This window comes from Planifilum fulgidum, from assembly GCF_900113175.1.
Lineage (GTDB): Bacteria > Bacillota > Bacilli > Thermoactinomycetales > DSM-44946 > Planifilum > Planifilum fulgidum.
This window is the reverse complement of sequence record NZ_FOOK01000022.1, coordinates 13,698-36,084: the sequence shown is the minus strand read 5'-3', so window position 1 is coordinate 36,084 and position 22,387 is coordinate 13,698. Positions and strand designations below refer to the sequence as shown.

The 22,387-nt window shown below is 59.8% G+C and carries 24 protein-coding genes; all 24 read right to left on the bottom strand.

The features are described 5' to 3' along the window. Window positions 1-11: 11 nt before the first annotated feature. Window positions 12-410: a 30S ribosomal protein S8 gene (gene rpsH / locus BM063_RS12085; protein WP_092039358.1), complete on the bottom strand. Its 399-nt coding sequence runs from the start codon at window positions 408-410 to the stop codon at window positions 12-14. A 24-nt stretch (window positions 411-434) separates the two neighbouring features. Continuing rightward, window positions 435-620, bottom strand: coding sequence for a type Z 30S ribosomal protein S14 (locus BM063_RS12080; protein ID WP_092039356.1), 186 nt, complete (start codon window positions 618-620; stop codon window positions 435-437). Between the two features lie 81 nt (window positions 621-701). Further along, entirely contained in the window at window positions 702-1,250 is a 549-nt protein-coding gene (rplE, locus tag BM063_RS12075; protein WP_092039354.1) for a 50S ribosomal protein L5, read from the bottom strand. Window positions 1,251-1,278: 28 nt separating this feature from the next. After that, a complete protein-coding gene (gene rplX / locus BM063_RS12070) occupies window positions 1,279-1,635 on the bottom strand; it encodes a 50S ribosomal protein L24 (RefSeq protein WP_245752257.1) in 357 nt (118 codons plus the stop codon). 48 nt (window positions 1,636-1,683) lie between these two features. Further along, window positions 1,684-2,052, bottom strand: a complete 369-nt coding sequence (gene rplN, locus BM063_RS12065) for a 50S ribosomal protein L14 (protein WP_092039351.1) — start codon at window positions 2,050-2,052, stop codon at window positions 1,684-1,686. A 30-nt stretch (window positions 2,053-2,082) separates the two neighbouring features. Then, window positions 2,083-2,346, bottom strand: a complete 264-nt coding sequence (rpsQ, locus tag BM063_RS12060; RefSeq protein WP_092039350.1) for a 30S ribosomal protein S17 — start codon at window positions 2,344-2,346, stop codon at window positions 2,083-2,085. Then, window positions 2,343-2,555, bottom strand: a complete 213-nt coding sequence (gene rpmC / locus BM063_RS12055) for a 50S ribosomal protein L29 (RefSeq protein WP_092039349.1) — start codon at window positions 2,553-2,555, stop codon at window positions 2,343-2,345. The genes rpsQ and rpmC overlap by 4 nt, the downstream gene beginning before the upstream one ends. Then, window positions 2,545-2,979: a 50S ribosomal protein L16 gene (gene rplP / locus BM063_RS12050; RefSeq protein WP_092039347.1), complete on the bottom strand. Its 435-nt coding sequence runs from the start codon at window positions 2,977-2,979 to the stop codon at window positions 2,545-2,547. Before rplP ends, rpmC begins: the two co-directional genes overlap by 11 nt. Window position 2,980: 1 nt before the next feature. After that, window positions 2,981-3,637, bottom strand: coding sequence for a 30S ribosomal protein S3 (rpsC, locus tag BM063_RS12045; protein WP_092039345.1), 657 nt, complete (start codon window positions 3,635-3,637; stop codon window positions 2,981-2,983). A gap of 14 nt (window positions 3,638-3,651) precedes the next feature. Beyond that, window positions 3,652-3,984, bottom strand: a complete 333-nt coding sequence (gene rplV, locus BM063_RS12040; RefSeq protein ID WP_092039343.1) for a 50S ribosomal protein L22 — start codon at window positions 3,982-3,984, stop codon at window positions 3,652-3,654. Window positions 3,985-4,015: 31 nt separating this feature from the next. Next, window positions 4,016-4,297: a 30S ribosomal protein S19 gene (gene rpsS / locus BM063_RS12035; protein ID WP_092039341.1), complete on the bottom strand. Its 282-nt coding sequence runs from the start codon at window positions 4,295-4,297 to the stop codon at window positions 4,016-4,018. 153 nt (window positions 4,298-4,450) lie between these two features. Beyond that, window positions 4,451-5,281, bottom strand: a complete 831-nt coding sequence (rplB, locus tag BM063_RS12030; RefSeq protein ID WP_092039339.1) for a 50S ribosomal protein L2 — start codon at window positions 5,279-5,281, stop codon at window positions 4,451-4,453. 25 nt (window positions 5,282-5,306) lie between these two features. Then, window positions 5,307-5,594: a 50S ribosomal protein L23 gene (gene rplW / locus BM063_RS12025; RefSeq protein WP_092039337.1), complete on the bottom strand. Its 288-nt coding sequence runs from the start codon at window positions 5,592-5,594 to the stop codon at window positions 5,307-5,309. Further along, window positions 5,591-6,217, bottom strand: a complete 627-nt coding sequence (rplD, locus tag BM063_RS12020) for a 50S ribosomal protein L4 (protein WP_092039335.1) — start codon at window positions 6,215-6,217, stop codon at window positions 5,591-5,593. The genes rplW and rplD overlap by 4 nt, the downstream gene beginning before the upstream one ends. A gap of 29 nt (window positions 6,218-6,246) precedes the next feature. Continuing rightward, window positions 6,247-6,873, bottom strand: coding sequence for a 50S ribosomal protein L3 (gene rplC, locus BM063_RS12015; RefSeq protein WP_092039333.1), 627 nt, complete (start codon window positions 6,871-6,873; stop codon window positions 6,247-6,249). Between the two features lie 37 nt (window positions 6,874-6,910). Then, window positions 6,911-7,219: a 30S ribosomal protein S10 gene (gene rpsJ, locus BM063_RS12010; protein WP_092039331.1), complete on the bottom strand. Its 309-nt coding sequence runs from the start codon at window positions 7,217-7,219 to the stop codon at window positions 6,911-6,913. 704 nt (window positions 7,220-7,923) lie between these two features. Further along, on the bottom strand, window positions 7,924-9,537 hold the full coding sequence (locus BM063_RS12005; protein ID WP_245752253.1) for a peptide ABC transporter substrate-binding protein: 1,614 nt from the start codon (window positions 9,535-9,537) through the stop codon (window positions 7,924-7,926). A 414-nt stretch (window positions 9,538-9,951) separates the two neighbouring features. Then, a complete protein-coding gene (gene tuf / locus BM063_RS12000; protein WP_092039327.1) occupies window positions 9,952-11,142 on the bottom strand; it encodes an elongation factor Tu in 1,191 nt (396 codons plus the stop codon). A gap of 117 nt (window positions 11,143-11,259) precedes the next feature. Next, the gene (fusA, locus tag BM063_RS11995; RefSeq protein WP_092039325.1) at window positions 11,260-13,335 is read right to left on the bottom strand and encodes an elongation factor G; all 2,076 of its coding nucleotides are present in this window, start codon (window positions 13,333-13,335) and stop codon (window positions 11,260-11,262) included. A gap of 36 nt (window positions 13,336-13,371) precedes the next feature. Next, entirely contained in the window at window positions 13,372-13,842 is a 471-nt protein-coding gene (gene rpsG, locus BM063_RS11990; protein ID WP_092039323.1) for a 30S ribosomal protein S7, read from the bottom strand. A gap of 53 nt (window positions 13,843-13,895) precedes the next feature. Beyond that, window positions 13,896-14,309 (bottom strand): 30S ribosomal protein S12, encoded by a 414-nt coding sequence (gene rpsL, locus BM063_RS11985; RefSeq protein WP_092039321.1) that lies wholly within the window; start codon window positions 14,307-14,309, stop codon window positions 13,896-13,898. A 169-nt stretch (window positions 14,310-14,478) separates the two neighbouring features. Next, window positions 14,479-14,730 (bottom strand): 50S ribosomal protein L7ae-like protein, encoded by a 252-nt coding sequence (locus BM063_RS11980; RefSeq protein WP_092039319.1) that lies wholly within the window; start codon window positions 14,728-14,730, stop codon window positions 14,479-14,481. Between the two features lie 163 nt (window positions 14,731-14,893). Beyond that, window positions 14,894-18,514 (bottom strand): DNA-directed RNA polymerase subunit beta', encoded by a 3,621-nt coding sequence (gene rpoC, locus BM063_RS11975; RefSeq protein ID WP_092039317.1) that lies wholly within the window; start codon window positions 18,512-18,514, stop codon window positions 14,894-14,896. Between the two features lie 118 nt (window positions 18,515-18,632). Beyond that, the gene (gene rpoB, locus BM063_RS11970; protein WP_092039314.1) at window positions 18,633-22,181 is read right to left on the bottom strand and encodes a DNA-directed RNA polymerase subunit beta; all 3,549 of its coding nucleotides are present in this window, start codon (window positions 22,179-22,181) and stop codon (window positions 18,633-18,635) included. Window positions 22,182-22,387 lie beyond the last annotated feature (206 nt).

Below are 22,387 nucleotides of genomic sequence, written 5' to 3'. Positions count from 1 at the left end.
GTTTCCGCCGATTACCAGATGTAAGCCAGGACTTCGCCGCCCACCTTGGCCTGACGCGCTTCCTTGTCGGTCATCACGCCCTTCGAGGTGGACAGGATGGCTATCCCCAAGCCGCGCAACACCCGCGGAACTTCCGTGCTCTTGACATACACGCGCAATCCCGGTTTGCTGATCCGCTTCAGCCCGGTAATCACCCGTTCGTTGTTGGGGCCGTATTTCAGGAAGATCCGGATGATCCCCTGTTTTCCATCGTCAATGTATTCCGCGTCCCGGATAAATCCTTCCCGCTTCAAGATCTCCGCGATCTGCCGCTTGATTTTGGACGCCGGCACTTCCACGCTCTCGTGGCGCACCGCATTGGCATTGCGGATCCGGGTCAACATGTCGGCGATCGGGTCCGTCATCACCACTGGCATTCCCTCCTTCCTTATCCATCACCAGCTGGCTTTTTTCACGCCGGGAAGCTGCCCTTTGTAGGCCAGCTCGCGGAAACAGATCCGGCAGAGGCGAAACTTGCGGAGCACCGCGTGCGGACGCCCGCACCGCTCGCAGCGCGTGTATGCGCGCACTTTGAATTTCGGCTTCCGCTTCGCCTTGGCGATCATCGATTTTTTGGCCACCGCGTTCCCTCCCTTTCCACGTTTTTCATCGGAACGATTCCATGAAGCATCCGAAAGGGCATCCTGTCCGAAGGCCCGGAATCACTGCTTCCTAAACGGCATGCCGAACGCCTGCAGCAGTTCCCGCGCCTCTTCGTCCGTCTCGGCGGTGGTGACGATGATGACGTCCATTCCCCGCACTTTGTCCACTTTGTCGTAATCGATCTCGGGGAAGATGAGCTGCTCCTTCAGCCCGAGGCTGTAGTTTCCGCGCCCGTCAAAGGACTTCGGCGAAACGCCCCGGAAGTCGCGCACCCGGGGAAGCGCGATGTTGATCAGCTTGTCGAGGAAATAGTACATCCGGTCGCCGCGCAGGGTGACTTTGCAGCCGATCGGCATCCCTGCCCGCAGTTTGAAGCCGGCGATGGACTTCTTGGCCCGGGTGACGGCCGGTTTTTGGCCGGTGATCAGGGCCAGGTCCTGCATGGCCCCGTCCAGGACCTTCGGATTTTGCACCGCTTCCCCCACGCCCATGTTGATCACCACTTTTTCCAAGCGGGGAACCTGCATCGGGGAACGGTAATTGAACCGCTTCATCAGCGCCGGAATAATCTCTTCGCGGAATTTCTGCTTCAGTCGGGGTGTCGCCAACACTTTTCCCTCCCTTCCCTGCCAGGGGTCACTTGTCGATCACTTCGCCCGATTTTTTGGCATAGCGCACTTTTTTCATCTTGCCGTCCTTGCCCTCCACGAATTTGTAGCCAATCCGTGTCGGTTCCTTGGTCTTCGGATCTTCCAGCATCAAATTGGAGATGTGAATGGGCGCTTCCACCTCAATGATGCCCCCCTGCGGGTTCTTCGGCGAAGGACGGGTGTGTTTCTTCACCATGTTGCACCCTTCCACCAGCGCCCGCTGCTCTTTGGGGAACACTTTCAGCACCCGGCCGCGGGTGTAGACCACTTTGCCGTCCTTGTTCCGGGTGGGGGCATCTTTGCCGCGCATCACGATGACGGTATCCCCAGCCTTGATGTGCAACTTGTTGGGACGCTTGGCTCCCATCTCGGCACCTCCTCACCTATGGATTCACAGCACTTCCGGCGCCAGGGAAATGATCTTCATGAAATCCCGCTCCCTCAGTTCCCGGGCGACCGGTCCGAAAATCCGCGTTCCGCGCGGACTTTTGTCTTCACGGATCACCACGGCGGCATTCTCGTCAAACCGGATGTAGGAGCCGTCGCTCCGCCGGGTCGGCCGGGTGGTGCGAACCACGACCGCCTTCACCACATCCCCCTTCTTGACAACGCCGCCGGGTGTGGCTTGTTTCACGGAAGCAACAATGATGTCTCCGATCCCTGCGGAATACTTTTTCGATCCGCCCAGCACCCGAATGCACATCAGCTCTTTCGCGCCGGAGTTGTCGGCAACGCGCAGGCGGCTTTGCGGCTGAATCATCGGTTACCCTCCTTCCCGACCGTCCGCTTCTTAGATGGTGACTGCCTTTTCAAGGATTTCCACGAGGCGCCAGCGCTTCTCCTTGGAAAGGGGACGCGTCTCCATGATCTTGACCACGTCTCCCACCTTGGCCTTGTTTTCCTCATCGTGGGCCTTGAACTTCTTCGTGGAGCGCACGCGCTTTCCGTACAACGGATCCCGCTTGTAGGTTTCCACGGCGACGACGATGGTTTTGTCCATCTTGTCGCTCACCACTTTGCCGATCCGCACCTTCCGCTGATTTCGGCCGCTCATCCTTTTCGCCTCCTTTCAATGCCCAGTTCGCGCTCCCGGAGAACCGTCTTCACCCGGGCGATATCTTTGCGAACCTGACGGATTCGGGCCGGGTTTTCCAACTGCCCGGTCGCCTTTTGGAAGCGAAGGTTGAACAGTTCCTCCTTCAGCGAACGCAACTTCTGTTCGATTTCCGCGGTGGTCAGTTCCGCGAGCTCCTTAGCTTTCATCCGACTCACCACCCGCTTTCTCCCGAGCGACGAACTTCGTCTTGATCGGCAATTTGTGCCCTGCCAAGCGAAGAGCTTCCCGGGCCACCTCTTCCGACACGCCGGCCAGCTCAAAAAGCACTTTCCCCGGTTTCACCACGGCGACCCATTTTTCCGGGGAACCTTTCCCGCTTCCCATCCGAACCTCCAGGGGCTTCTGCGTCACCGGCTTGGAGGGGAAGATTTTGATCCAGACCTTCCCGCCCCGCTTGATGTAACGGGTCATCGCAACCCGGGCGGCCTCGATCTGCCGGTTGGTGATCCAGGCCGGCTCCAGGGCCTGCAGGCCGTATTCGCCGAAGGTCACCTCGGTTCCGCCCTTGGCCCGTCCCTTCAAGCGGCCCCGGTGCTCCTTGCGAAACTTGGTCCGTTTGGGCATCAGCATGTCACTCGCCTCCTTCCGCCTCTTCCTTCTTCTTCGGAAGAACCTCGCCGCGATAAATCCACACTTTCACGCCGATCCGTCCATAGGTGGTATGGGCTTCCGCAAAGCCGTAATCAATGTCCGCCCGCAGCGTGTGAAGGGGAACCGTCCCTTCCGTATAGCCTTCCGTCCGGGCGATATCGGCACCGCCGAGGCGTCCGCTCACTTGGGTGCGCACCCCTTTGGCCCCGGCCCGAAGCGTCCGCTGAATGGCCTGTTTCATCGCGCGGCGGAAGGAAATGCGGCGTTCCAGCTGTTGGGCGATATTCTCCGCGACCAACTTGGCATCCAGTTCCGGAACCTTGATTTCGCTGATGTTGATGTGCACCTTTTTCCCGGTCATCTTGACCAGTTCCTGGCGCAAGGCTTCCACTTCCGCTCCGCCCTTGCCGATCACCATGCCGGGCTTCGCGGTGTGAATGGTGATGTTCACCCGGTTGGCGGCCCGCTCGATCTCGATGGTGGAGACGGCGGCATCCTTCAACCGGCGATAGATGTATTCGCGAATGCGGATATCCTCATGCAGCAGGTCGGCATAATCCTTTCCGGCGTACCATTTGGACTCCCAGTCGCGGATGATTCCGATCCGGAGTCCGACCGGGCTTACCTTCTGACCCACCGATCCATCCCTCCTTATTCATCGGACACAACCACGGTGATGTGGCTGGTCCGTTTGTTGATCCGGCCGGCCCGTCCCCTGGCCATCGGGCGGTACCGCTTCATCGTCGGACCTTCGTCCACATAAGCCTTTTCAACGTAAAGGCGCGAGGGGTCCATGTTGTAGTTGTGCTCCGCGTTGGCCACCGCCGAGCGCAACACCTTTTCAATGATCGGCGAGGCGGCCCGGGGGGTGAAACGCAGGATCGCCAAGGCTTCTTCCACGGATTTTCCGCGGATCAGGTCGATCACCAGCCGCGCCTTGCGCGGTGCGATCCGGACGTAACGTGCGACGGCTCTCGCTCGCATCTTTCAAACCTCCTCTCTCGCGACCGGTCCTCTACCGTTTGCGCGTCTTTTTGTCATCGCCTGCGTGACCGCGGAAGGTGCGGGTGGGTACGAATTCGCCCAGCTTGTGCCCCACCATGTCCTCCGTCACGTACACCGGGACGTGCTTCCTGCCGTCATATACGGCGAAGGTGTGCCCGACGAATTCGGGGAAGATGGTGGAACGGCGGGACCAGGTCTTGATCACGCGCTTTTCATTTTTCTCGTTCAGCTCCCGCACTTTTTTCAGCAAGTGCTCATCGGCAAAGGGGCCTTTTTTCAGGCTGCGTCCCATGCATGCGACCTCCCTTCGGGCAGTTTTTCTCCGGGTGAAGAAGGGGAAAGAAATAGATACGACCTTGCGTCGAACGCGCCACTTTCTCGAACCTTTGGTTCCCGGCGAAAACCGAAGCGTCGGCGAAACGCCGCCTCCACCTCGGAAGGAAGCTCAGCCCTTGCGCCGCCGGATGATGTATTTGTCCGAAGGCTTGTTCTTCTTCCGGGTCTTGAAACCGAGGGTCGGTTTGCCCCACGGGGTCATCGGCGATTTCCGCCCGATGGGAGCCTTCCCTTCACCACCGCCGTGCGGGTGGTCCACGGGGTTCATCACCGAACCGCGAACCGTCGGACGGCGTCCGAGCCAGCGCGCCCGTCCCGCTTTACCGATCGTGATCAGTTCGTGATCCAGGTTGCCCACCTGACCGATGGTGGCCCGGCATTCCTTGCGAACCATGCGGACTTCGCCGGATGCGAGACGGATGATGGCATAGTCGCCTTCTTTCCCCAGCAGCTGCGCCTGGGCGCCCGCCGCACGCACCAACTGTCCGCCGCGGCCCGGCTTCAGCTCGATGTTGTGGATCACCGTACCCACCGGGATGTTGGCGAGGGGCAGGGCGTTCCCCACCTTGATGTCCGCGTCGGGACCGGACATGATCTTGTCTCCCACCTTCAAACCGTGGGGAGCCAGGATGTACCGCTTTTCGCCGTCCGCATAATGGATGAGGGCGATCCGCGCCGAACGGTTGGGATCGTATTCGATCGTCGCCACCTTGCCGGGGATGCCGTCCTTATCCCGCTTGAAATCGATGATCCGGTATTTCCGCTTGTGCCCGCCCCCGTGGTGCCGCACCGTGATCTTCCCTTGGTTGTTCCGGCCCGCTTTCCGAATCAGCGGCACGGTGAGGGATTTTTCCGGCTTGTCGGTGGTGATCTCCTCAAAGGTGGAGACCGTCTTCTGCCGCACACCCGGAGAGGTGGGCTTAAAATGCTTGATACCCATGGTTCTCCCTCCTTCGCTCAGGGGATCAGACTTCGAAGACTTCGATCGCCTTGCTGTCTTCCGTCAGCTTCACAATGGCCTTTTTCCAGTTGCGCCGCCGTCCGCTGTAACGGCCGAACCGCTTCACTTTCCCGCGGACGTTCATCGTGTTCACCTTTTCCACTTTTACTCCGAAGATCTGTTCCACCGCCTGCTTGATCTCCGTCTTGTTGGCCTTGGGATCCACTTCGAAGACGTATTTCTTCTCGGCCATCAGATCCGTCGATTTTTCGGTGATCACCGGACGGCGGATGATGTCGCGAGGGTCTTTCACCGGCCCCACACCTCCTCCACGCGGGCCACTGCGTCCCGGGTGAGGATCAGCTTGTCGTGATTCAAAATGTCATACACGTTGAGCCCTTCCGCCTGCACGAACTTCACTCCCGGAATGTTGCGGGCGGACAAGGCCACGTTCTCGTCGTAGGTGGAGCTGACCACCAGCGCTTTCCGGTCCACCTTCAGATTGCCCAGAACCTTCACCATTTCGCGGGTTTTGGGCTGTTCCATCTTCAAATCGTCCAGCACGATCAGTTCATCATTCTTCACCTTGGACGACAGGGCCGATTTCATCGCCAGACGGCGCACCTTTTTCGGCAATTTGTAAGCATAGCTGCGGGGTTTCGGCCCGAAGACAACCCCGCCTCCCACCCACAGAGGCGAGCGGATGCTGCCGTGACGGGCGCGACCGGTCCCTTTCTGCCGCCAGGGTTTGCGTCCTCCCCCGCGCACGGCCGCCCGGTTTTTCACCGCGTGGGTCCCCCGTCGCATCGACGCCAGCTGCATGACGACGGCATCGTGGAGGACGGCGGCATGGGGCTCGATACCGAACACGGCGTCGGACAATTCGATTTCGTCCACCTGGCTGCCGTTCATGTCGTACACTGCCACCTTTGGCATGACGGATCCTCCTTTCCCTTTGACACGCATCACTTGCTCTTGACGGCGGACTTGACGATGACGTAGCCGTTCCGCGGTCCCGGCACCGAACCCTTGATCAGGAGCAGGTTGCGCTCGGGATCCACCTTGACCACCTTCAGGTTTTGGATGGTCACGCGTTCGCCCCCCATGCGTCCGGGAAGCGTTTGCCCCTTGAACACGCGGTTGGGCGCGATCGATCCGAGGGAACCGGGTCCCCGGTGATACCTGGAACCGTGGCTCATCGGTCCGCGGGCCTGGTTGTGCCGCTTGATCGCTCCGGTAAAGCCCTTCCCTTTCGACGTGGCGGTGACATCCACGAGTTCGCCCTCGGCGAACAGATCCACCTTCACTTCCTGACCCAGTTCGAACTCCGCCGGATTCATTCCGCGAATTTCACGGATAAAGCGCTTCGGAGTCGTCCCCGCCTTTTTCGCGTGGCCGATCTCCGGACGGTTCGCCCGATGTTCCTTTTTGTCTTCAAAGCCGAGCTGAACGGCTTCGTACCCGTCCGTCGCCTTTTCCTTCTTCTGGAGGACAACGCAAGGACCGGCAGCGATCACCGTGACCGGAACCACCGCGCCCTCGGCATCGAATACCTGCGTCATCCCCAGCTTCTTGCCGAGAATGCCCTTCACCTCAAACACCTCCTGACGGCCTGGGTTGCATCAACCTCTATAGCTTGATTTCGATATCCACACCGGACGGCAGATCCAACCGCATCAGCGCATCCACCGTCTGCGGAGTCGGATTGACGATGTCGATCAACCGCTTGTGGGTCCGCATCTCAAATTGCTCACGGGAATCCTTGTACTTGTGGACCGCCCGCAGGATCGTGATCACCGACCGCTCCGTCGGCAGCGGAATCGGCCCCGAAACGCCGGCCCCCGTCCGCTTGGCCGTGTCGACGATCTTCTCCGCAGACTGATCCAGAATGCGGTGGTCGTACGCTTTGAGCCGGATGCGAATTTTCTGTTTGGCCATCGATGCCCCTCCCTTTCGCCCATTTTGACAATGGACTTCTCCGCGAAAATTTCCCGACCACCCATGGCAAAGGGGCCGGGTGTGTCGGCAACCTTCCGCTTCATCGCTGTCCACAAACCAACGTGTTATATTATATAAAAAGGCCGGGACAGATGCAAGAAAAAGTCGGCATCTTACCCGGCTTTTCATTTTCTCATTATATTATATATATCGCTACAGGGGGATTGATCTTCCCCCGGTCAACCGGTTCCCCGTTTCCGGATCCGGTTTCTCCTCGACCCGCCCGGCCCTTTGAACGGCCACGTCCGATCCACCGCCCCCATGCAGATCACGTCGCGGGAATGTTCCCCGAAGCTGCCATCCCGCCGTCGACATGACGGCTGCGGCGCTTCTCGCCCTTCACCCAGTCGGCTCAAAAAGCGCGGAGGCGCCCGCACTTTTCCGCGCCCGCCCCGGAGGCGGCGCGTGGGCAGGCCCCATCCACCCGGACGCGGTCGCCGAAATGCTCCGTCGGCCCCCCATCAACCGTCTGCGTTCCGGAAAAGCGCATCCCTCATCCGAAACGGGCGATCCCCCCGATCCGACCCCAGCAGCCGCCGGCCATGGGCATGTCCTCCCGGACCAAGAGCACAGGAACCGGTTCCACGTCTCCCCCCGATACCATTCCGGAAAAAAATCAGCGGTCTTCGTTCATGCCCCCTTCATCAGGGCTTCCCTTCGATGCGGACCCACTTCAGGGTGTACTTGGCCCCGACCGGATGGCGGACCAGATTCTTGACGTAAGTCTTTTGAAGGAACGCTTCCTTTTCGTAATATAGGGGAACCGCCCCCGCCTCCTCCACCAGGATTTTCTCCGCCTGAATCAGGTCCTTCTCCCGTTTTTTGAAGTCGGCGTTTCCGCGGGACCGTTCGATCAGTTCGTCATACCGCCCGTTGCTCCACCGGCCGAAGTTGAGGGCGTTTTTGGAATGCCACATGTCGAGGAAGGTCATCGGATCGTTGTAATCCCCCGTCCACCGAAAGAAGGAAAGCTGGAATTTTCCCCGCTCCTCCATTTCCATTTTCTGTTTTTGCGGAAGGGGATTGATCCGGATCTCCACGCCGAGGACCTTTTTCAATTGCTCCTTCAGGGTGAGGGCGATATGTTTCCGGTCATCGTCATAGACGAGCAGCTCGATGGCCGGGAGGGTATCGATACCCAGTTCCCTCATCCCCTCCTGCAGCAGAATTTTGGCTTTTTCCGGCTCATATTTCACGTATTCCTTCGCATGATCCCGGAAATACCCCTCGTGCCCCATCACGAGCGGGGGCACCATGCCCCCTGCGGGCACATCGTCCTTCAACCCCTTTGCGATCAGCTCCTCCCGATCCACCGACAGGCTGAAGGCTTGGCGGATTTTTTTGTTGCCGAAGATCGAAAAGTTCGTGTTGAACCGGAGGAAATAGATGGTTCCGCTGTTGGCCGAGACGAACTCCTTGGTGTCTTTGAAGGCGTCGATCAGATCGTTGTTCAGCATCACCACGTCCGCCTGATTGGAAACGTACATCCCCATCGCTTCTTCCGCATCGGGGACGATCCGGACGTTCACCACGTCGAGGTGGACGTTTTCCCGGTCCCAGTAATGCTTGTTTTTGACAAACTGGTAACTGTGCTGATGCTTCCAGTCCGACATCACAAAGGGCCCGTTGTAGACCATCTTGTCCGCATCCTTGGCGTAGTCGTCCCCATATTTTTCCACAATATCCTTTCGCTGAGGAGAATAGGTGATGAAGGAAGTGAGACTGAGAAAATAGGGAATGGGCTCCTTCAGCCGGACCTGGAGGGTCCTGTCGTCAAGGGCCTTGACCCCCACATCCTCCGCCCGCCCCTTGCCCGTGTGGTATTCTTCCGCCCCATCAATCGGATACAGGATAAAGGCGTAGGCCGACTTGGTTTGGGGATTGAGCGCCCGTTTCCAGGCATATTCGAAATCGTGGGCCGTCACCGGCCGACCGTCGCTCCATTTCGCATCCCTCAGCTTGAAGGTATAGGTTTTTTTATCCTTGCTGATCTCCGGAAAATCGGCGGCCATCCCCGGTTCCGGCCGGTTGTCCGGACCCAGGCGCATCAGGCCCTCCAGCACATTGGTCGCAATTTTCACCGAGCTGTCGTCGATCAGCTTGGCCGTGTCCAGGTTGATCGGTTCCGCCTTTTCCACCAAGTTGAGCACCTGTTTTTCGCCGTCGCCGTTAAAGGTGTCTCCCAGAAAAGTGCCGCATCCCGCAAGCGATGCCGCGAGCAAAATCAGCATGGCAAAAGCGGACAACCTTCTCTTCACCGTCTCCCTCCCGTAAACGGAATATTTCGGTAAGACAAAATAAATGATAATTCAATCAAATGGGATCTCTTAGTATTATAACGGGCTTGTTTCAATTGATAAAGTATTTTTCATTAAGCGGCGCCGGATGTCGGCTTTTTCCTGATCTGGGCCGGCATTGTCTTGTCGCCGACCTAAACCTGCCCGTACCGTTCCCCCGCACATGCCCGGCCCGAAAAGCATTCCCCCTGAGGGACGGGCGAATTCAAGGACCGAAATCATTCGGCGGATCGTTGCCCGCAGGTTTGCCCGCTTCCGCCGGAGACTAAAGCCGTTTTTGCAAACGGCGGAATTGGATTGGCAGCGACTCAAGCACAACACAAAAAAGCCGCCGACCTGTACAGGTCGACGGCTTTTTAAAGCCAGGCGCAAATCTTATTCGACGACTTTCGTCACCGAACCGGCTCCGACCGTGCGGCCGCCTTCGCGGATCGCGAATTTGGTTCCCTGTTCGATGGCGATCGGAGCGATCAGTTCCACTTCCAGGGTGACGTTGTCGCCGGGCATCACCATTTCAGTGCCTTCCGGCAGCTTGACGACACCGGTCACGTCGGTGGTGCGGAAGTAGAATTGGGGACGATAACCGTTGAAGAACGGGGTGTGACGTCCGCCCTCTTCCTTGGTCAAGCAGTAGACTTGAGCGGTGAACTTGGTGTGCTGTTGAATGCTGCCGGGCTTGGCCAGCACTTGTCCGCGCTCCACTTCTTTCCGCTCGACCCCGCGGAGCAGGACACCGATGTTGTCGCCGGCCTCGGCTTGGTCAAGCAGCTTCCGGAACATTTCCACCCCGGTGACAACCGTTTTCTTCGGTTCTTCGTTCAGGCCGACGATTTCCACTTCGTCCCCGACTTTGACGGTTCCGCGTTCCACACGACCCGTGGCCACCGTACCGCGCCCGGTGATGGAAAACACGTCTTCCACCGGCATCATGAAGGGCTTGTCGACATCCCGCTGGGGCGTCGGAATGTATTCGTCCACGACCTTCATCAGCTCGCGGATGCTGTCGGCCCATTCGCTTTCCGGGTTTTCCAGGGCTTTGAGGGCGGAACCCTTGATGACCGGCACTTCGTCGCCGGGGAAATCATATTCGGAGAGCAGGTCCCGCACTTCCATTTCAACCAGCTCGAGCAGTTCTTCGTCGTCCACCATGTCCACCTTGTTCAGGAAGACGACGATGTAGGGAACGCCCACCTGGCGGGCAAGCAGGATGTGCTCCCGGGTTTGCGGCATCGGACCGTCAGCGGCGGAAACGACGAGGATCGCTCCGTCCATCTGGGCAGCCCCGGTGATCATGTTTTTCACGTAGTCGGCGTGACCCGGGCAGTCCACGTGAGCATAGTGACGATTTTCGGTTTCATACTCGACGTGGGCGGTGGAGATGGTGATCCCCCGCTCTTTTTCTTCCGGCGCCTTGTCGATCTCATCATAGGCGGTGGCAACCGCTCCGCCGGTTTTGGAAAGCACGGTGGTGATCGCCGCGGTCAGCGTGGTTTTTCCGTGGTCGACGTGACCGATGGTGCCGACATTGACGTGCGGCTTGGTGCGCTCAAATTTGGCTTTAGCCATGATACTGCATCCTCCTTTGTGTGTTTCAGATTCTCATCTCCACCCGAACCGCCCGGCCGGGTGCTTCAAATTATAGCTGGAAGCGGCAGGCCGCTTCGGAACTGGTTCATGTCGGGATCACTGGCCCGACGCCTTGGAGATGATCTCATCGGCGATGTTCTTCGGCACTTCCTCGTAATGGTCAAACTGCATGACGTAGGTGCCGCGGCCCTGGGTGCGCGAGCGCAGGTTGGTCGCATACCCGAACATCTCCGCCAAGGGGACGAAGGCCCGGATCACCTGGGAACCCGACCGGGAATCCATGCCTTCGACTCGGCCGCGCCGGGAGTTGATGTCCCCGATGATGTCCCCCATGTATTCTTCGGGGACGGTGACTTCCACCTTCATGATCGGCTCCAGCAGAACCGGGTCGCACTTGTCCTTCGCCGCTTTCAGGGCGAGGGAGCCGGCGATCTTGAAGGCCATTTCCGAGGAGTCCACTTCGTGGTAGGACCCGTCGAAAAGGGTGGCCTTGATGTCGGTCATGGGATACCCGGCCAGGACGCCGTTTTGCATGGCTTCCTCGATGCCGGCCTGAACGGCGGGGACGTACTCCTTCGGCACGACGCCGCCGACGATCTTGTTCTCAAATTCGAAGCCGGATCCTTCAGGCAGCGGCTCGAACTCGATCCAGACGTGGCCGTACTGACCGCGTCCGCCGGTCTGCCGGATGTATTTTCCTTCCACCTTGGCCGACTTGCGGAAGGTCTCCTTGTAGGCCACCTGGGGTGCGCCCACGTTGGCCTCCACCTTGAACTCCCGCTTCAGCCGGTCGACGATGATGTCCAGGTGGAGTTCGCCCATCCCGGAGATGATCGTCTGCCCCGTCTCCTCGTCGGTATGGGTGCGGAAGGTGGGATCTTCCTCGGACAGTTTGACGAGGGCCAGCGCCATTTTGTCCTGATCGGCCTTGGTCTTCGGCTCGATGGCCACCGAAATGACCGGATCGGGGAAGACCATCGATTCCAGGATGATCGGATGCTTTTCATCGCACAGGGTGTCCCCCGTCGTGGTGTCCTTCAGCCCGACGGCGGCGGCGATGTCACCGGCATACACGGTGCTGATCTCTTCCCGGTGATTGGCGTGCATCTGCAGGATTCGGCCGATCCGTTCCCGCTTGCCCTTGGTGGAGTTGAGCACGTAGGTGCCGGAATTGAGGGTGCCGGAATAGACGCGGAAGAAGGTGAGCTTCCCGACATAGGGGTCGGTCATGATCTTGAAGGCCAGCGCCGCGAAGGGCTGGTCGTCCCCCGTTTTCCGGTGAGACTCCGTGCCGTCCGGAAGCTCGCCCTGGATGTCCGGCACGTCCAGCGGAGACGGCAGATAATCGACCACCGCGTCCAAAAGGAGCTGAACCCCTTTGTTCTTGTAGGAGGAGCCGCACAGGACGGGAACAATCTCAACGTTGACCGTTCCCTTCCGGAGGACGCGCTTGATCTCCTCCTCGGTGATCTCTTCCCCTTCCAGGTACTTCATCATCAGCTCGTCGTCCAGATCAGCCACCTTTTCCAGCAGCTGCATCCGGTACTCTTCCGCCTTCTCCTTGTATTCGTCGGGGATCTCCCGCGCCTCGCTGCGGGTTCCGAGATCGTCCAGATAGTAATAGGCGCAGTTCTTGATCAGGTCGATGATCCCTTCAAAGGTATCCTCGGCCCCGATGGGCAGTTGGATGGGCACCGCGTTGGCCCCGAGCCGCTCGCGGATCTGCTCGACGGCACCGTAAAAATCGGCCCCGACAATGTCCATCTTGTTGATGTAGGCGATCCGGGGGACGCGGTACTTGTCCGCCTGCCGCCAAACGGTTTCGGACTGGGGTTCCACGCCGCCCTTGGCGCAAAAGATCCCCACCGCTCCATCCAATACGCGCAGGGACCGCTCCACCTCGGCGGTAAAATCGACGTGTCCCGGAGTGTCGATGATGTTGATCCGATGACCTTTCCACTGGCACGTGGTCGCTGCGGAGGTGATGGTAATCCCGCGCTCCTGCTCCTGCTCCATCCAGTCCATGGTGGCCGCGCCCTCGTGCACCTCTCCGATCTTGTGCACGCGGCCGGTGTAGAACAGGATCCGTTCCGTGGTCGTCGTCTTACCGGCGTCGATGTGAGCCATGATCCCGATGTTGCGCGTGTTTTCCAACGAAAATTCACGTGCCATCGGAATGTCTCCTTTCAAACTCCGCTTGCAGAGGGATTACCAGCGATAGTGTGCAAACGCCCGGTTGGCTTCCGCCATCCGGTGGGTTTCTTCCTTCTTCTTCACCGCCGCGCCGGTGTTGTTGGCCGCATCCATGATTTCGTTGGCCAACCGCTCCTGCATGGTCTTCTCATTGCGCAACCGCGCATAGTTGACCAACCAGCGCAGTCCCAGGCTGGTGCGCCGGTCCGGCTTCACTTCGACGGGCACCTGATAGTTGGCCCCGCCGACGCGGCGAGCCCTCACTTCGAGGACAGGCATCACGTTTTTCAGCGCCTGCTCAAACACTTCCATCGGATCCTTGCCCGTCCGTTCGCGGATGATGTCGAAGGCTTCGTACAGGATCCGCTGGGCTTTCCCTTTCTTTCCGTCAATCATCAGCCGGTTGATCAGCCGTGTCACCAGCTTGCTGTTGTAAATCGGATCGGGAAGGACTTCCCGACGGGGTACCGGTCCCTTGCGTGGCATGCGTTTCCCTCCTTTACCGCGCGGTATGTCTCCTTCGATGGTTCATGCTGGCGTCACTTCTTCGGCCGTTTGGCTCCATATTTGGAGCGGCCTTGTCTCCGGTTCTCCACGCCGGCCGTGTCCAGCGCACCGCGGACAATGTGATAACGCACACCAGGCAAGTCCTTCACCCGTCCGCCCCGCACGAGAACAACCGAGTGCTCCTGAAGATTGTGGCCGATCCCCGGAATGTACGCGGTCACCTCAATCCCGTTGGAGAGGCGAACCCGGGCGTATTTGCGAAGCGCGGAGTTCGGCTTTTTCGGGGTCATCGTCCCCACACGGGTGCAAACGCCGCGCTTCTGCGGAGAGTTCTGGGAAATCAGCTCCTTGCGGAAGCTGTTGTATCCGTATTGCAGGGCCGGCGCCGCCGATTTGGATTGCTTGCGCTTCCGTCCTTTCCGAATCAGCTGGTTGATTGTGGGCAAATATGCCACCTCCTCCCCATCGAATTCAAGACCACAGAACCAGGCGGTTCATTTGTGGACAAAGGAAGGGCATCGTCCCTTTGCGCACAACAGGTACGCATCCCGCAAAAGCGGCATGCATCTTCCGCACCACCCGATGGCACCGGACCGGAACAAACGCGCCGGAAGCTTACTCCTTCAAGATCGCCGCCGTGGCGGCACCCACTTCGATTCCACAGGCTTTCCCCAGCTCCTTCATGGAATCGACGTAGGTGACGGCGATTCCCCGGTTCCGGCACATGGAGATGACCGGCGAGATCACGTGTTGGTCTGCATCCTGCGCAACGACGACTTCCTGCACCTTCCCTTGTTCAATTGCTTTTTTCGTCTGCTTGGTACCGATCAATAAGGACTTCGCCTCTTTCACTTTTTCATAAGACACGGGTAGCCCTCCAAAGTGAAATTTACCAAGCACACGACGATATCTTAACACCTTGCCGAAACGTTGTCAATAAGGTCCAACACCGGAAAGGAAAGCCGACGGATCGGGACAATTGCCGCTGCCCCGATCCGTCCTTCCCGCCCGCTTAGGGCATGGCGACGCGTCAGTCTACCAGCACCTTCTCCTGTTCCGCTCCTTCGCCGTCGCTTTGCCCTTCGTCGCGAACCTTGGCCTTCAGGTTGCGGTAGCGGGCCATGCCCGTGCCGGCCGGGATCAGCTTTCCGATGATCACGTTTTCCTTCAGCCCCAGCAGCCGGTCCACCTTGCCCTTGATCGCGGCGTCGGTGAGCACCCGGGTCGTCTCCTGGAAGGAGGCCGCCGACAAGAAGGATTCGGTTTCCAGGGAGGCCTTGGTGATCCCCAGGAGGATGGGCCGGGCAACAGCCGGCTCTTTTCCTTCCAGCAGCACCTTCTTGTTGGCCTCTTCGTACTCGTGGATGTCGACGTAGGACCCCGGGAGGAGATCGGTGTCCCCCGCGTCGGTGATGCGCACCTTGCGCATCATCTGACGGATCATCACTTCGATGTGTTTGTCGTTGATCTCCACCCCCTGCATCCGGTACACCTTCTGCACTTCCTGCAGGAGGTAGTCCTGAACGCCGCGGATGCCCTTGACGCGGAGGAGCTCCTTCGGATCGATCGATCCTTCGGTCAGTTCGTCTCCGGGCTCCACCCGGTCCCCGACGGAAACCCGCAGGCGCGACCCGTAGGGAATGCCGTAGACCTTGGTTTCCACTTCGCCCTTGATCTCGATTTCCCGGCGATCCCGCGTCTCGCGGATGTCCACGACTTCCCCGCTGATTTCGGAAATCGTCGCCTGTCCTTTCGGGTTGCGGGCCTCAAACAGTTCCTGCACCCGGGGCAGACCCTGCGTGATGTCGTCCCCGGCCACGCCGCCGGTGTGGAAGGTCCGCATGGTGAGCTGGGTTCCCGGCTCGCCGATCGACTGGGCGGCGATGATCCCGACCGCTTCGCCGATCTCCACCGGGGTGCCGAGGGCCAGGTTGCGGCCGTAGCACATCTTGCACACCCCGTGCCGGGTCCGGCAGGAGAGGACGGAGCGGATCTCCACTTCCTCGATGCCGGCATCCACGATGCGCCGGGCGATGTCCTCGTCGATCATCTTGTTCCGCTCGACGATCACTTCCCCGGTCTCCGGATGGCGGATCGTCTTGAAGGCGTAGCGGCCGACAATCCGGTCGTAGAGCTCCTCGATCACTTTCCCCTCGTCTTCGATCCGGCGGACGGTGAGTCCCTTGTCGGTGCCGCAGTCCTCTTCGCGGACGATCACATCCTGGGCCACGTCCACGAGACGGCGGGTGAGGTAACCCGAGTCCGCCGTCCGGAGCGCCGTGTCCGCCAGCCCCTTCCGGGCGCCGTGGGTGGAGATGAAGTACTCCAACACGGTCAAGCCTTCCCGGAAGTTGGACTTGATAGGAAGCTCGATGATCTTCCCGGCCGGGTTGGCCATCAGACCGCGCATCCCCGCCAGCTGGGTGATCTGGGAAACGTTCCCCCGGGCTCCGGAGTTGGCCATCATGTAGATCGAGTTGAATTTGCCCAGTTTCTTCATCAGGATGTCGGTGATCTCATCCTTGGCCTGACTCCAGATGGAGATGACGCGATCGTACCGCTCTTCGTCGGTGATGAGCCCGCGCCGGTACTGCTTCATCACCAGATCGACCTTTTCTTCGGCCTTTTTCAGAATCTCCTTCTTCTCCTCGGGCACCACCACGTCGGTGACGGAAATGGTGATCCCCGCCTTGGTGGAGTAGGAGTAGCCCAGTTCTTTGATCTTGTCCAGAACGATGGTCGTCTGGGTGGTGCCGAACCGGCGGAAACACTCGGCGATGATCGTGCCCAAGAACCCTTTCTTCACCGCGTCGGTTTCCGGAAGGCTCCGGATTTTCTCCAGAATGTCGACACCCTTTTCATAGATGAAGTACCGGTCAGGGGTTCCTTCCGTCAGGTTCTTTTTGGTCGGCTCGTTGATGTAGGGGAATGCTTCAGGGAAAATCTCGTTGAAGATCAGCTTGCCGACCGTGGTGATGAGCAGCGCGTTCTTCTGTTTTTCGGTGAAGGACGTCTTTTTCAGGCTGCGGACCGGGATGACGATCCGCGCGTGCAGGGTGACGAGCCCCTGCTGATAGGCATTGATCGCCTCACCCGGCGTGGCGAAGCGGCGTCCTTCCCCTTTGTCCCCTTCCTTCTCCAGGGTCAGGTAGTAGCAGCCGAGCACCATGTCCTGGGAGGGGGTCACCACCGGTTTTCCGTCCTTCGGGTTGAGGATGTTGTGGGCCGCCAGCATCAACAGCCGCGCCTCCGCCTGGGCTTCGGCGGAAAGGGGAACGTGGACGGCCATTTGGTCCCCGTCGAAGTCGGCGTTGTACGCCGTACATACGAGGGGATGCAGCTTGATCGCCCTTCCTTCCACCAGCACCGGCTCGAAGGCCTGAATCCCCAGGCGGTGCAGCGTGGGGGCCCGGTTCAGGAGGACGGGGTGCTCCTTGATCACTTCCTCCAGCACATCCCACACTTCGGGGTGAAGCCGCTCCACCTTCCGCTTGGCGCTCTTGATGTTGTGGGCCAGCCCCTTGGCCACCAGCTCCTTCATCACGAAGGGCTTGAACAGTTCCAGCGCCATCTCCTTGGGCAGGCCGCACTGATACATCTTCAGGTTGGGGCCGACGACGATCACCGACCGGCCGGAGTAGTCCACCCGCTTACCCAGCAGGTTTTGGCGGAAGCGCCCCTGTTTCCCCTTCAGCATGTGGGAAAGGGATTTGAGGGTGCGGTTGCCGGGACCGGTCACCGGACGGCCGCGGCGGCCGTTGTCGATCAGGGCGTCCACCGCTTCCTGCAGCATCCGCTTTTCGTTCTGGACGATGATGTCCGGGGCGCCCAGATCCAACAGGCGCTTCAGGCGGTTGTTCCGGTTGATCACCCGGCGGTACAGGTCGTTCAAATCCGAGGTGGCGAACCGGCCGCCGTCCAGTTGAACCATCGGCCTCAGTTCCGGCGGAATCACCGGGAGCACTTCGAGCACCATCCACTCCGGACGGTTGCCGGAATTCCGGAAGGCTTCGAGCACTTCAAGCCGCTTGATCGCCCGGTTGCGGCGCTGCCCCTGGGCGGTGGCCAGCTCCTGCTTCAGGGCCTCCACTTCCTTGTCCAGATCGATCTCCTGCAGGAGCCGCTTGATGGCCTCCGCCCCCATCATCGCCGTGAAGGCGTTGCCGTACTTCTCCCGGTAGCTGCGGTACTCCTTCTCGGACAGGAGCTGCTTTTTCTCCAGGGGCGTCGGGCCGGGATCGACAACGACGTAGGAGGCGAAATAGATCACTTCCTCCAGGGAGCGGGGAGACATGTCCAGGACCAGCCCCATCCGGCTGGGAATCCCCTTCAGATACCAGATATGGGCTACCGGGGCGGCCAGTTCGATATGCCCCATCCGCTCCCGGCGGACCTTGGCCCGGGTCACCTCCACGCCGCAGCGGTCGCAGACAACCCCCTTGTAACGGACCCGCTTGTATTTTCCGCAATGGCATTCCCAATCCTTCGTCGGGCCGAAGATCTTCTCGCAGAACAGCCCTTCCTTTTCCGGCTTCAGCGTCCGGTAGTTGATGGTCTCCGGCTTTTTCACTTCGCCGCGGGACCAGGAACGGATCTTCTCCGGAGAGGCCAGGCCGATTTTCATGAATTCAAAGTTGTTGACGTCCAGCACAGGGCATTCCTCCCTCAGGATCATCCCGATTCACGCCGTGGACTGCGGATCGCGGGCAGGTGCCGTCATTTGCGTTTGATTGCGGTCGTTTTGCTGCGATGCCCGCCGGCGGCGGTCCTTAGGAAGTGGAAGGGGTCTTTTGGACTTCCCCGCTTTGCAGATCCAATCCCAGTTTGTCACCCGCGGACTCCTCTTCCTCCATCTCCTGAATCTCGATCTCTTCCTCGTTTTCCGCGAGGATTTTCACATCCATGCCCAAGCTTTGCAGCTCCTTGATGAGCACCTTGAAGGATTCGGGGACACCGGGTTCCGGAACGTTTTCCCCTTTGACGATCGCTTCATAGGTCTTGACGCGGCCGACCACGTCATCCGATTTGACGGTGAGAATCTCCTGCAGGGTGTAGGCGGCTCCGTACGCCTCCAGCGCCCACACCTCCATCTCTCCGAACCGCTGACCGCCGAACTGCGCCTTCCCGCCCAGCGGCTGCTGGGTGACCAGGGAGTAGGGTCCGGTGGAACGGGCGTGGATTTTGTCGTCCACCATGTGGGCCAGCTTGATCATGTACATCACGCCGACGGTCACGCGGTTTTCGAAGGGTTCGCCGGTCCGGCCGTCATACAGGATCGTCTTCCCGTCCTCATCCAGCCCCGCTTCCTTCAGGGCTTCCATCACGTCGTACTCGTTCGCTCCGTCAAAGACCGGCGTGGCCATGTAGAGACCCAGGGTTTTGGCGGCCATCCCCAGGTGCGTCTCCAGCACCTGTCCGATGTTCATCCGCGATGGCACGCCCAGGGGGTTGAGCACCACTTCCACCGGCGTTCCGTCCGGGAGGAAGGGCATATCCTCCTCGGGCAGGATGCGGGCGATCACCCCTTTGTTCCCGTGGCGGCCCGCCATCTTGTCCCCTTCGGAAATTTTCCGCTTCTGGGCGATGTACACCCGGACCAGCTGGTTGACGCCGGGGGGCAGTTCGTCCCCGTTTTCCCGGGTGAACACCTTCACGTCGACGACAATGCCGCCGGTGCCGTGGGGAACGCGGAGGGAGGTATCCCGCACCTCCCGCGCCTTTTCACCGAAAATGGCGTGGAGGAGCCGCTCTTCGGCGGTCAGCTCGGTCACCCCTTTGGGGGTCACTTTGCCGACGAGGATGTCGCCCGCCTTGATTTCGGCACCGATGCGGATAATTCCCCGTTCGTCCAGGTTCCGGAGGGCGTCCTCCCCGACGTTGGGGATGTCCCGGGTGATTTCCTCGGGACCCAGCTTGGTGTCCCGGGCTTCGCATTCGTATTCCTCGATGTGGATCGAGGTGTAGACGTCCTCCTTCACCAGCTTTTCGCTGAGAAGAATGGCGTCCTCATAGTTGTATCCTTCCCAGGTCATGAAGGCGACGAGGACGTTTTGACCCAGGGCCAGTTCCCCCAGTTCGGTGGAGGGGCCGTCGGCGATGGTGTCCCCCTTCTCCACCCGGTCGCCCACCTTGACGATGGGCCGCTGGTTGATGCAGGTGCCCTGGTTGGAGCGGGCAAACTTGATCAGTTTGTATTTGTCCAAGTCGCCCTTGACGATCCGGCCGTCCACTTCCTCCTCGTGGCGGATCCAGATCTCGTCGGCGGTCACCCGTTCGACCACCCCCGGGCGCTTGGCGATGACGGTGACGCCGGAATCCCGGGCCGCCTTGTATTCCATTCCCGTGCCCACGTAGGGTGCGCGCGGCTTCAGGAGGGGAACCGCCTGCCGCTGCATGTTGGACCCCATCAGGGCGCGGTTGGAGTCGTCGTTTTCCAAAAACGGAATGCAGGCCGTCGCCACGGAGACCACCTGTTTGGGGGACACGTCCATGAAATCGACCCGCTCCCGGGGCACCGAGATCGTTTCATCCTGGTAGCGGACCACCACCTGCTCGTTGACGAAATACCCCTCTTCATCCAGCGGCGCGTTGGCCTGGGCGATGTAGTAGTTATCCTCTTCGTCGGCGGTCAGGTAGACGATCTCGTCCGTCACCCGGTGGGTGTCCGGATCCACCTTCCGGTAGGGCGTCTCGATGAAACCGTACTCGTTCACCCTCGCGTAGGTGGAAAGGGAGTTGATCAGCCCGATGTTGGGACCCTCCGGCGTTTCGATGGGGCACATTCTTCCATAGTGGGAGTGGTGGACGTCCCGCACCTCGAAACCGGCCCGTTCCCGGGTGAGCCCGCCCGGTCCCAGGGCGGAAAGCCGCCGCTTGTGGGTCAGCTCGGCGAGGGGATTGGTCTGGTCCATGAACTGGGAAAGCTGGCTGCTTCCGAAAAACTCCTTGATGGCGGCGATCACCGGCCGGATGTTGATCAGGGCCTGGGGCGTGATGGCGTTGGCATCCTGGATCGACATCCGCTCCCGAACCACCCGCTCCATCCGGGACAAGCCGATGCGGAACTGGTTCTGAAGCAGCTCCCCGACGGAACGGAGGCGCCGGTTGCCGAGGTGGTCGATGTCGTCCGTGCTGCCCACGCCGTGGAGCAGGTTGATGAAGTAGTTGACGGCGGCGACGATGTCGGCCGGTGTGATGTACTTGACCGACGGATCCACCACGGCGTTGGAGATCACGTTGATCACTTTGCCTTCCTGTTCCGGAGAGAAGATCTTGATCGTCTGCAGCCGGCAGGTACCCTCCACGGCGCCGCCGCGCAGGGGATATTCCTTGATTCCGACGGCCTTCTCCCCTTCCAGATAGGGAAGCAGCTTGTTCAGGGTCCGACGGTCCACCACCTGGCCCGCCTCGGCGATGATCTCTCCGGTTTCGACATCGACGATCGGTTCCGCCAGGCGCTGGTTCAGCAGGCGGTTCTTGATGTGAAGCTTCTTGTTGATCTTGTACCGTCCCACACGGGCCAGATCATACCGCTTCGGATCGAAAAACCGGGAATACAGCAGGCTGCGGGCGTTTTCCGCCGTCGGCGGCTCGCCCGGGCGCAGGCGCTCGTAAATTTCGATCAGCGCCTTTTCCGTCGAACCGGTGTTGTCCTTGTCCAGCGTGTTGCGGACAAACTCGTCCTCCCCGAGCAGGTTGAGGATGTCCGCATCGCTGCTGAATCCCAAGGCACGCAAAAGAACCGTCACCGGGATCTTCCGCGTGCGGTCGATCCGCACGTAGAGGATATCCTTGGCGTCGGTTTCAAACTCCAACCACGCCCCTCGGTTGGGGATCACGGTGGCCGTGTACATCGGTTTTCCGTTTTTATCTATCTTCATGCTGTAATAGACGCTGGGAGAGCGTACCAGTTGGCTGACGATCACCCGCTCGGCACCGTTGATGATGAAGGTGCCCGTCTCCGTCATCAGCGGGAAATCGCCCATAAACACCTCCTGTTCCTTCACCTCGCCCGTCTCCTTGTTGATGAGGCGAACCTTCACCCGGAGCGGCGCCGCGTAGGTGACATCCCGCTCCTTCGCCTCCTCCACCGTATACTTCGGTTCTCCCAAGCTGTAGTCGATGAACTCCAGGACGAGGTTGCCGGTAAAGTCCTCGATCGGCGAGATGTCCTGAAACATCTCGCGCAATCCTTCTTCCAGGAACCACTGGTACGATTTCTGCTGGATCTCAATCAGATTGGGCAGCTCCAGCACTTCGTTGATCCTCGAGTAACTCCGCCGCATGCGTCGGCCGTACCGGACCATTTTGCCTGCCAAGAATGCTCCCCCCTCGGTGCCCGATTGGCGCGTCTTCCCGTCAAAAAAAGAAAACGGGCCAATTTTACCGCATTTTCCCACCTGAAACAGTCTATTTATTCATGTTAACCAATCGCGGTGCGGCTTATTCCCGCACCGGGATGGAAATGTTTTGGAAGGAAAAAAGGACACAATACACCCACACATTAGTTGGCATTTTATAACGT